Raw genomic sequence first — 10,207 nt, forward strand, 5'->3', positions numbered from 1 at the left:
GTTTGACCGGGGAACTCAGTTGGCGGTCGGGTAGTGGCGTTCACCCTCGCCCACGTAGAGCTGGCGGGGGCGGCCGATCTTGGTCTCGGGGTCCTCGATCATCTCGCGCCACTGCGCGATCCAGCCGGGCAGGCGGCCGATCGCGAAGAGCACGGTGAACATCTTCTCGGGGAAGCCCATGGCCTTGTAGATCAATCCCGTGTAGAAGTCCACGTTCGGGTAGAGCTTGCGCTCCACGAAGTAGTCGTCCGCGAGGGCCTTCTCCTCCAGGCCGATGGCCAGGTCCAGCAGCTCGTTGTTGCCGCCCATCTTGGCCAGGACGTCGTGCGCGTAGCCCTTGATGATGCGGGCACGGGGATCGTAGTTCTTGTAGACACGGTGCCCGAACCCCATGAGGCGGACGCCGTCCTCCTTGTTCTTGACCTTCTCCATGAACTCGTCCGCGGAGAGCCCACGGTTCTGGATCTGGTCCAGCATGGCCAGCACGGCCTCATTGGCACCGCCGTGCAGCGGGCCGTAGAGGGCGTTGATGCCCGCGGAGACGGACGCGAACATGTTGGCGTGGGAGGAACCCACCAGGCGCACCGTGGAGGTGGAGCAGTTCTGCTCGTGGTCCGCGTGCAGCATGAACAGGATGTCCAGGGTCTTGGCGACCACCGGGTCCACCTCGTAGTCCTCGGCGGGCACACCGAAGCACATGCGCAGGAAGTTCTCCGCGTAGTTGAGGTTGTTGTGGGGGTACAGCTGCGGCTCGCCCACGGACTTCTTGTACGCGTACGCGGCCAGAGTGGGGACCTTTGCGAGCAGGCGGATGGTGGAGATCTCCACCTGCTCCTTGTTGAACGGGTCCAGGGAGTCCGAGTAGAAGGTGGACAGCGCGGACACGGCCGAGGACAGCACGGGCATGGGGTGCGCGGAGCGGGGGAAGCCGTTGAAGAACATCTTGATGTCCTCGTGCACCATGGTGTGCGTGGTGATGCGGTGCTGGAAGTCCTCGTACTGCTCACGCGTGGGAAGCTCGCCGTAGATCAGCAGGTAGGCGGTCTCCAGGAAGTTGGAGTGCTCCGCGAGCTCCTCGATGGGGTAGCCGCGGTAGCGCAGGATGCCCTGGGCGCCGTCGATGTAGGTCACCGTGGAGCGCGTGTTCGCGGTGTTCACGAACCCGGGGTCGAAGCTGACGTTGCCGGTCTCCTTGAGCAGGGAGCCCACGCCGTAGCCCTTGTTACCCTCGGTCACCTCCAGTACGGGGAGCTCGAGGGACTTGCCCTTCTCGTAGTTCAGCTCCACCTTGTCGGTGGACTTCTTGGCCTCTGCCATGATGTGTCCTTCACGGTTCGCTAGGTGTTCCACGACGGGTTCGCGGTCCGGTTCACCCCCACGCCGTCGTGGCGGTTCGGGTCGGTGCGCACCGGGCGGGAACACGATGTCATTCCCCACCAACCTACCCGTTGGTGTGATCGGGATTCCACTTGCCCACCCGTGTGCGGCGGGCTCAGACGGCGCCTGAGAGCCGTTGCACGGCGGCCGCCATGCGCTCGTCGCTCGCGGTCAGGGACAGCCGCACGTAGCCGTGCCCGGCGTCCCCGTAAAAGGTCCCGGGGCCCACCACGATGCCCAGGCGGGCGAAGCGTTCCACGGTGTCCCACGTGTCCTCACCGGCGGTGGCCCACAGGTACAAGCCGGCCTCGGAATGCTCGATCGTGAGCCCGAAGGCCTCCACGGCGGGCTTGAGTGCCTCGCGCCGCTGCCGGTAGAGGTTCTTCTGCGCCGTCACGTGCGCGGTGTCTCCCAGGGCCACGCGCATGGCTTCCTGCACGGGATAGGGCACGATCATCCCGGCGTGCTTGCGCGAGTTGATGAGCGAGGGCATCAGCGCGGGGTCACCCGTGAGGAACGCGGCGCGGTAGCCCGCGAGGTTCGACTGCTTGGACAGCGAGTACGCGCTGAACAGCAGGGACGTGTCCCCGCCGCTCACGCGCGGGTCCAGGACGGACGGCACGGGTTCGCCACCGCGTGCGGGATCCCACTGACCCCAGCCGAGCTCGGCGTAGCACTCGTCGGAGACCACCACGGCCCCCTGCGAGCGGGCCTGGTCCACGAGCCGCTTGAGACTCTGCGCGTCCCGCACGATGCCCGTGGGATTGCCCGGCGAGTTGACCCACACCATGCGCACGCGCTCGCGCACCGAGGGCTCGAGCTCGTCCAGCGAGTCCGCGGCCACGGCCTCGGCGCCGGCGATCTGCGCCCCGATGTCGTACGTGGGGTAGGCGACCACGGGACGCACTACGACGTCGCCCGGGCCCAGACCCAGCAACAGCGGCAGCCACGCGACGAGTTCCTTGGAACCCACCGTGGGCATCACGGCGTCCGGGTCCAGATCGGGCACACCGCGACGATCGGCGAGCCACGCGGCCACGGCCTCCCGCAGCGCGGGGGTCCCGTGCGTCGTGGGATACCCGGGGGCGTCCGCGGCGGCGGCGAGCGCATCCTGGATCACGAGCGGCGTGGGGTCCACCGGGGTCCCGATGGACAGGTCCACCACACCATCCGGGTGCTCCTGCGCGGTCCGGCGGTACGGCGCGAGGGAGTTCCAGGGGTAGTCGGGCAGGTTCAGACCGAATCCGCGGGCCACGCTCACCGGATCAGTCCTGGTTCTGCGGGGGCAGTTCCGCGATCATGGGGTGGTCCTTGTGGGTGTTGCCGAGCTTGGCGGCCCCACCCGGAGAGCCCAGATCGTCGAAGAACTCCACGTTCGCCTTGTAGTACTCGGCCCATTCCTCGGGGGTGTCGTCCTCGTAGTAGATGGCCTCCACGGGGCACACCGGTTCGCACGCACCGCAGTCCACACACTCGTCCGGGTGGATGTACAGGGATCGCTCGCCCTCGTAGATGCAGTCCACGGGACATTCCTCCACGCAGGCCTTGTCCTTGACATCCACGCACGGCTGCGCAATTACGTAAGTCACGGTTGACGAACCTCTCCTTCTGTTCCCAAGTCCTCGACCATTCTAGCGGCGGGCATTCGAGGCTACCGCGCCCGCGAGCGCACCAGCCAATGCCCCGTAACAATCACGGAGGCCATGACCGCCACGAAGATCACGGCGAACCACAGCAACCCCACGATCCCCACGGGCTCGGCCCACGTGGTGACCACGAGCGCCGAGCCCTCTCGCAGGTACGCGGTGGTCCAGGCGATCACGTACGTCACGAGCCCTGGGACGGCAGCCGCCCACACGCGCCGGGTCGCGGTACCGCACCACACGCTCGCGCACAGCAGCAGCGCCCCGGAGAATACGAGCCCCCACGGGAGCCACCAGCCGTCCAGGTACCAGATGTTGGCGTGCATGGCCGTGGCCACCGCTCCCGCCACGAGTCCCGTGAGCAGTGCCGTCACCAACGACGACGCCGCTCCCGGCCGTTGCTTCTCGGCTCCCCCGGGCGCGTGGTCGCCGGCGGTCTGCACGGCCGGGGCGCTCTCCCACGGGGCGGTGCGGCGCAGTCCGGACGCGCTCATCGTCCGCCCCGGCGCAACAGGCGAAACGTCTCGGTGGCGCTGAGGGTCTGCGGCACGCCGTTGGATAGCTCGTACGTGGTGCCCTGCGGGTCCTCGCCCAGGGTGATCTGTGTGGCGTGCGCCGCCATTGCGGCGCGCTTCACCGCCAGATCACCGTGGATCGCCGCTTGCGGCCGTTCGTCCGAGGGGTTCACGTCGCTCTCGATCCCCCACGTCAGGGGGACATCCCACGCGCCGTGGGCGGTGTCCGGTGCTGACGCAGCGAGGTCCACGGCGCGCAGCGTGACCCCGTGCGTGGCCACGTGGTCCGGGTGACCGTACCCGCCGTCGTCGTCGTAGGTGATCACGGCGTGGGGACGCACCGCACGGATAGCTGCGGCCAGGTGGGCGGCGGCCTCCTGCGGATCCGCCGCCGTGAGCGCTGCGGGTGAGACGTCCTCGGCGGGCTGCGGGCGACCGTCGGGCCCCCAGCTCATCCCGGAATCCACGTACTTGTCCGCGCCGTTGGCGAAACCCTCGGCGGGATCGTGGGCGGGGGGCTCCCCCGCGAAGAACCGGTCCGCGAGCCCCATGGCGGCCGCGGCGGCGTCGAGCTCACCCACGCGGTAGAGCCCCAGCGCGGTGCCGTCGGTGTCCGGGCACCCGGGTTGGCCCACCTCGAGATGACGCAGGGCGGGCGGGATAACCTCACCGCGTTCGCCGCGCGTCATGGTCAGCAACACCGTGGTGGCGCCCAGCGCGCCGTAGTACCCGATGGATACGCCCGTGACGATGGCTTCGTCGTCCGGGTGGGCGTGCACCCACAACACACGAGCCCGGGCGGGGTCCACGCCCCCGGGGAGCAGTGTCTCCACCGCCCCCTCGGTCGCGTGTCCCCCGCCCGGGTATCGAGGATCGGCCACGATCAGGCGCGCGCCCGCTGCCGAGCGACCTTGAGGCGCTCGTTGGCGTCCAGGACCACCTTGCGGATGCGGATGGCCTCCGGGGTGACCTCCACGCACTCGTCCTCGCGCGCGAACTCGAGGGACTCCTCGAGCGTGAGCTTGCGCGGGGGCGTGAGGTTCTCGAAGCTGTCCGCCGTGGACGAGCGCATGTTGGTGAGCTTCTTCTCCTTGGTGATGTTCACGTCCATGTCGTCCGCGCGGGAGTTCTCACCCACGATCATGCCCTCGTAGACCTCGGAGGTGGGCTCCACGAAGAACGAGCCGCGCTCCTGCAGGTTGATCATGGCGTACGGGGTGACCACACCGGCGCGGTCCGCGATCATGGAACCGTTGGTGCGGTACTCGATCTCCCCGGCCCACGGCTCGTAGCCGTCCGCGTAGGAGGACGCGATGCCCGCGCCTCGGGTCTCCGTGAGGAACTTGGTGCGGAAGCCGATCAGACCGCGCGAGGGGACCTTGAACTCCATGCGCACCCACCCGGTGCCGTGGTTGCTCATGCCCTCCATGCGGCCCTTGCGCGCGGCCATGAGCTGGGTGATCGCACCCAGGAACTCGTCCGGAGCATCGATCGTCATGTGCTCGTAGGGCTCGTGCACCTTGCCGTCCACGGTCCTGGTGACCACCTGTGGTTTGCCCGCGGTGATCTCGAAGCCCTCGCGGCGCATCTGCTCCACGAGGATGGCCAGGGCCAGCTCACCGCGGCCCTGCACCTCCCACGCGTCCGGGCGCTGGGTGGGCAGCACGCGCAGCGAGACGTTACCGATGAGCTCCTTGTCCAGGCGGTCCTTGACCTGGCGCGCGGTGACCTTGGCCCCCTTGACGCGTCCGGCCAAGGGCGACGTGTTGATCCCGATGGTCATGGAGATCGCGGGATCGTCCACCGTGATCAGCGGCAGCGGCTCGGGGTTCTCGAGGTCCGTGAGGGTCTCACCGATGGTGATGTCCTCGATCCCGGCCACGGCCACGATCTCACCGGGCCCGGCGCTCTCCGCGGGCACCCGGTCCAGGCCCTTGGTGGCCAGCAGTTCGGAGATGCGCACGCTCTTGAGGGTTCCGTCGTGACGCGCCCACGCCACGGTCTGGCCCTTCTTCAGCGTCCCGTTGAAGATGCGCAGCAGGGCCAGGCGACCCAGGAACGGGGAGGCGTCCAGGTTGGTCACGTGCGCCTGCAGCACGCCGTCCGGGTTGTAGGACGGCGCGGGGATGTGCTCGATGATGGTGCGGAACAGCGGCTCGAGGTCCTCATTGTCCGGCAGTTCGCCGTTGCCGGGCTGGTCGGTGGAGGCACGGCCGGCCTTGCCGGAGGCGTAGACCACGGGCACGTCCAGGACGGCGTCCAGGTCCAGGTCCGGGTGGTCCTCGGCGATGTCCGAGGCCAGGCCCAGCAGCAGGTCCATGGTGTCGGAGACGACCTCGTCGATCCGGGCGTCCGGGCGGTCCACCTTGTTGACGACGACGATCACGGGCAGCTTGGCCTCGAGGGCCTTGCGCAGCACGAACCGGGTCTGGGGCAGCGGGCCCTCGGAGGCGTCCACGAGCAGCACGACGCCGTCCACCATGGACAGACCGCGCTCCACCTCGCCACCGAAGTCGGCGTGACCCGGGGTGTCGATCACGTTGATCGTGATGGTCTCACCGTTGGCCGCGGGGCCGTCGTAGAACACCGTGGTGTTCTTGGCCAGGATGGTGATGCCCTTCTCCCGCTCCAGGTCGCCCGAGTCCATGACTCGTTCCTCGACCTCTCCGTGGCTGGAGAACGCGTTCGTCTGCTGGAGCATGGCATCGACGATGGTGGTCTTGCCGTGGTCAACGTGGGCCACGATGGCCACGTTGCGCAGATCGGCGCGCTGGGTGGTGGTTTCAGACATGCACAGGTCTCTCTTCATGAATGGATGCAGAGGGGAATCGTGGCGATTCTACTCCCCTCCGCCACCACCCTGAGCACACGTGATGCATGTCTCCCGTGTGCTCAGCCGAGCAGTTCGGGGCGCTGCCATTCCTCACCCAGCACGTGTTCGGCCAGGAACGCGAGCACGGTCTCGTACCACGCCCGCGAGTTGGCCGGCTTGAGGATCCAGTGGTTCTCGTCCGGGAAGTACAGGAACCGGTGGCCCTCCACCCGGGTGCGCAGCTGCAGATCGGACCACAGCTCGATGCCCTGGGAGATCGGGACACGGTAGTCCTTGTCCCCGTGGATCACGAGCATGGGGACCTGGATCCGGTCCACGAACCGGTGCGGTGAGTACACGGCGGCCTGGGCCGGGCCCATGGCCTCACGCCACTCGGTGTTGTCCGTGGTGGCACCCATGGAGTCCAAGTTCCACAGGGACGCGTGGGTCACGATGCACCGGAACCGGTCCGCCGTCTGGGTGGCCACCCAGTTGGCCATGTACCCGCCGTAGGAACCGCCCAGCAGGGCTTGGCGCTGGGCATCGATGTCCGCTCGCTGCGTCGTGGCCTCCACGAGCGCCATCACGTCCGTGAACGGCGCCCCGCCCAGCTCCTGCTGGCCGCGGTCGATCATGGCCTGTCCGTAACCCGTGGAGATGGCCGGGTCCGGGAACAGCACGGCATAACCGCGGGCCACGAACGGCCACGGATTCCAACGCCAGCTCCACTGGTTGTTGGACGCCCACGGCCCACCGTGAACGAACACGAGCAACGGGTGTTCGGTTCCTTCCCCCTCGGGCAGCGCGAGCCACGCGCGGATGCTCGTCCCGTCCTCGGCGGTCGTGGTGACCTCCTCGAGGCGGCCGGGGACGGCGTCGTCGGGCACGAGACCGTCGATCCGGGTGGGCTCGGCGCAGAACTCCCGACCGGACCACGTCACCGCCTCGAGGGGGTGGTCGTAGGTGGCCCGCAGACCGTAGAACGCGTCCCCCACGGGGTGGACCGCGCAATAGGTCCACGGCTGCTCGGCACCGCCGGCCAGGACGTCGATCGAGGAGTCCCCGCCCCGCGGGCACGTGACCCTCAGCACGATCCCCCGGCCCTGATAGTCGGACGTGCACACGAAGGAGTCGTCATCGATCCACCGGGATCCCCCCGCCCAGTATTCGTCTGTGGGCACGACTTCCGTGTCCCGACCCGTGCTCAGGTCGTGGATCCACAGCGAGATCTGCAGGTTGACGCCGTCGCGCCACACGACGTCCCGCTCCAGGACGACCCGGCTGCCGTCCGGGGAGACGGGCCCGGGCTCCCACCAGTCCTCCTCGGTGGCGTCCCGGAACAGTTCGGCCTGACCGGCGCCGTCTGCCGTGATCGGCACCCGCCACAGCTGGGACCGTTCCCAGCCCTCCGGCAACCACGCGGTCAACTGTGCGATCAGCCAGGTGCCGTCCGGGGCGACCGAGTAGCGCGTCAACCGCCCGGCGGGCAGATCCACGCGGCGCACGGCCTCCCCCGCGTCCCGGGACTCGGCGAGCGCGGCGGTGTCCACGAACCACAGGGCGGTCTCGGCGGCTGGGAGGTCATGGTCCCAGTACCGGAACGGCGCGCGGTCGTAGAGCATGGGACTCGCCCCGGATTCCTCGCGCAATTCGTGCAGTTCACGGTTGCGGGCGAGCTCGTCCGCCGCACCCTTGGCACTCGGGTGCATGCCCGAGAGGAAGAACAGCATGTCCCCGCCCAGCTTGGGGTCCGAGATGCCCTCGGGCATGTCCAGCACCATGCGGGCGTCGCCGCGTTCGGGGAGCAACCACAACCGGGAGCGCTTCTCGTGGTCCCCGTCCATGGGTCGGTCGGACGTGAAGTAGAGCTCCCCCGACGGCGCCGGGCACACCTCTTGGACTCCGTGATCGCCGGAGGTCAGGGGGACAGGTGCACGATCGCCGTCGGTCGGGCGGGGTACCGACCACGCGTGTTTGACGTAGCGCTTACCGTCTGAGGACAGTTCCTGCCGCAGGGCGATCACCGGGCCGTTCCGGTGTCCGCTCAATCCGGTGAGTCGTGGGGTGGCCACGAGCTGTTCGGAAGTTTCATAACGGGGTGTCATATGAGTCACATTACAGACGTGCCGGTCACGCATAAGCGCGCACGTGTCACCCCAGCCACTAACGTGGCCCTCGGCCACGTGGCGCAGCGGTGGCGGATGGGAGTGGAACGCATGAGTTCGGACAAGGGGACGTTGGCGTGGGCGGTGCGCGTCACGGTTCCCGTGGCCATGGGATACATGCCGCTCGGGATGGCCTTCGGCGCCTATGCGGTCTCGCTGGGGTTCGCTCCCTACCTGGCGCCCCTCACGGCTCTCGTGGTCTTCGCGGGCTCGATCGAGTTCCTGCTCGTGGGATTGGTCTCGGCGGGAGCGGGCCTGCTACAGATCGCCGTGACCACTCTGCTGGTCAACAGCCGACACATCTTCTACGGCTTCTCCTATCCCACCCACCTGCTGCGTTCGCCCTTCGCCAAGTTCTACGGCCCCTATGCCCTGACCGACGAGGCCTATGCGCTGATCAACAGCGGCGTGCGCCCCACCACGCAGCACGAGCTCATGCTGATCCAGGGCATCTCCCAGTTCTACTGGGTCTTCGGTGCCGCGGTCGGAGCCGTGGCCGGCGGACTCATCCCGGAATCGTTCGACGGTTTCGACTTCGCACTGACCGGGTTGTTCACCCTGTTGTTCGTGAGCGCCCTGAGCGCGGCCTCGCAGCGCGTGATGATCGTGCTCGCTGCCCTGGCCTCCATTGCGGTGGGGCTGCTGCTGCCCCGCGACCTGTTCCTGCTCGGTGCCATGTTGTGCTACGCGGTGCTATGCGTCGTGCTCGTCAAACGCCCACGGCACGGTCGTTCGTCCCAGACCGCGGAAGGCGGCGCCTGAGATGCTCGCAGCCATCGTCGTGTGCGCCGCCGTGACCTATTCGTTGCGCCTGTTCCCCGTGTTGTTGGCCCATCGGTTCCGCGATCGCGAGGACCTGCGGGAGATCTCCGCCCTGCTCCCCGCGGGACTCATGTTGATCCTGGTCGCCTATACATTGCTGGAGGCCGATTCCGGGGTGCAGCTGAGCCGATTGATTCTCGCGGCGGTGATTTCCGTGATCGTGAACGCAGTGAGCAAGAATTTCCTGATGGCATTCATCGCGGGATTCTCGGCATATTCATTGTCGGGATTATTTCTGTAAATTTTCGAGGTAATTCGAGCGGCCCCGGAAACCCTGAGCCCCGCCGCGCAGTGAGTGAGCACACACGCCCCGCGCGTATCTGCGATGAGCCGACGACGGGGTCGCAAGCTCACTCGAACCATTAGATCAAATATTGTTTCCCTATTCTGGTGAGTGCACCCTCAGCAAACTCAGGCATACCTAACCCCAATTAGGTAACGACCTTTTACCATAAGGGTCAACTTACTGGCGCGCCCCGAAAAACACCCGTAGTGTCCATATCAGTTCATCCGACGATCAGAGCACCACCCGAATCACAGGAGAAGATCATGGCCACTCTCACCGCTGTTTCCGCTTGCACCGCCACCGGCTGCGCCTTCAACGACAACGGCTGCACCGCCCCCGCCATCACGGTGGGCGGCCAGGGCTCCGAGGCCTCGTGCACCACGTTCATCTCGCTCGACGCCCGCGGTGGCCTGCCCACCGCCAACGGCCAGGTGGGCGCGTGCCAGCGCCTCGAGTGCGTGCACAACAAGGACCTATTGTGCACCGCCTCGTCGATCGAGGTCACTGCGGACGCCAACTGCGCGAGCTACGAAGCCCGCTGATCGCGGAGCTCATCGAGTAACAACTGCAGACATGAGAGGACCGCG

The 10,207-nt window shown here is 67.5% G+C and carries 10 protein-coding genes; 3 read left to right on the forward strand and 7 right to left on the reverse strand.

The window, feature by feature from the left end:
• Window positions 1–15: 15 nt before the first annotated feature.
• From B3I25_RS07680 to B3I25_RS07710, 7 genes are all read right to left on the reverse strand, one after another.
• On the reverse strand, window positions 16–1,317 hold the full coding sequence (locus B3I25_RS07680) for a citrate synthase (protein WP_131332596.1): 1,302 nt from the start codon (window positions 1,315–1,317) through the stop codon (window positions 16–18).
• A gap of 175 nt (window positions 1,318–1,492) precedes the next feature.
• Window positions 1,493–2,638: a succinyldiaminopimelate transaminase gene (gene dapC / locus B3I25_RS07685; protein ID WP_206399475.1), complete on the reverse strand. Its 1,146-nt coding sequence runs from the start codon at window positions 2,636–2,638 to the stop codon at window positions 1,493–1,495.
• Window positions 2,639–2,642: 4 nt separating this feature from the next.
• Complete coding sequence (gene fdxA / locus B3I25_RS07690; RefSeq protein ID WP_035965353.1) at window positions 2,643–2,966, reverse strand: ferredoxin; 324 nt, start codon at window positions 2,964–2,966, stop codon at window positions 2,643–2,645.
• A 62-nt stretch (window positions 2,967–3,028) separates the two neighbouring features.
• Window positions 3,029–3,514 carry a hypothetical protein gene (locus tag B3I25_RS07695; protein WP_231885525.1) on the reverse strand — a complete coding sequence of 162 codons (486 nt, stop codon included), beginning with the start codon at window positions 3,512–3,514 and terminating at the stop codon, window positions 3,029–3,031.
• Window positions 3,511–4,368 carry a PIG-L family deacetylase gene (locus B3I25_RS07700; RefSeq protein ID WP_286738488.1) on the reverse strand — a complete coding sequence of 286 codons (858 nt, stop codon included), beginning with the start codon at window positions 4,366–4,368 and terminating at the stop codon, window positions 3,511–3,513. Before B3I25_RS07700 ends, B3I25_RS07695 begins: the two co-directional genes overlap by 4 nt.
• A gap of 50 nt (window positions 4,369–4,418) precedes the next feature.
• The gene (typA, locus tag B3I25_RS07705; protein WP_064846062.1) at window positions 4,419–6,326 is read right to left on the reverse strand and encodes a translational GTPase TypA; all 1,908 of its coding nucleotides are present in this window, start codon (window positions 6,324–6,326) and stop codon (window positions 4,419–4,421) included.
• A 101-nt stretch (window positions 6,327–6,427) separates the two neighbouring features.
• Window positions 6,428–8,452: a S9 family peptidase gene (locus B3I25_RS07710; protein ID WP_193518796.1), complete on the reverse strand. Its 2,025-nt coding sequence runs from the start codon at window positions 8,450–8,452 to the stop codon at window positions 6,428–6,430.
• A gap of 111 nt (window positions 8,453–8,563) precedes the next feature.
• On the opposite strand from B3I25_RS07710, the gene B3I25_RS07715 reads away from it, so the two are divergent.
• The 3 genes from B3I25_RS07715 to B3I25_RS07725 all read left to right on the forward strand — a co-directional run bounded on the left by B3I25_RS07715 (window position 8,564) and on the right by B3I25_RS07725 (window position 10,162).
• Window positions 8,564–9,274 carry an AzlC family ABC transporter permease gene (locus tag B3I25_RS07715; protein ID WP_206478683.1) on the forward strand — a complete coding sequence of 237 codons (711 nt, stop codon included), beginning with the start codon at window positions 8,564–8,566 and terminating at the stop codon, window positions 9,272–9,274.
• A gap of 1 nt (window position 9,275) precedes the next feature.
• On the forward strand, window positions 9,276–9,575 hold the full coding sequence (locus tag B3I25_RS07720) for an AzlD domain-containing protein (protein WP_085107151.1): 300 nt from the start codon (window positions 9,276–9,278) through the stop codon (window positions 9,573–9,575).
• A 308-nt stretch (window positions 9,576–9,883) separates the two neighbouring features.
• Window positions 9,884–10,162 carry a DUF1540 domain-containing protein gene (locus B3I25_RS07725; protein ID WP_035965361.1) on the forward strand — a complete coding sequence of 93 codons (279 nt, stop codon included), beginning with the start codon at window positions 9,884–9,886 and terminating at the stop codon, window positions 10,160–10,162.
• The last annotated feature ends 45 nt before the right edge of the window (window positions 10,163–10,207 follow it).

Origin of the sequence: Kocuria sp. UBA1838, assembly GCF_002338785.1 — a bacterium.
Classification (GTDB): Bacteria; Actinomycetota; Actinomycetes; order Actinomycetales; family Micrococcaceae; genus Kocuria; species Kocuria marina.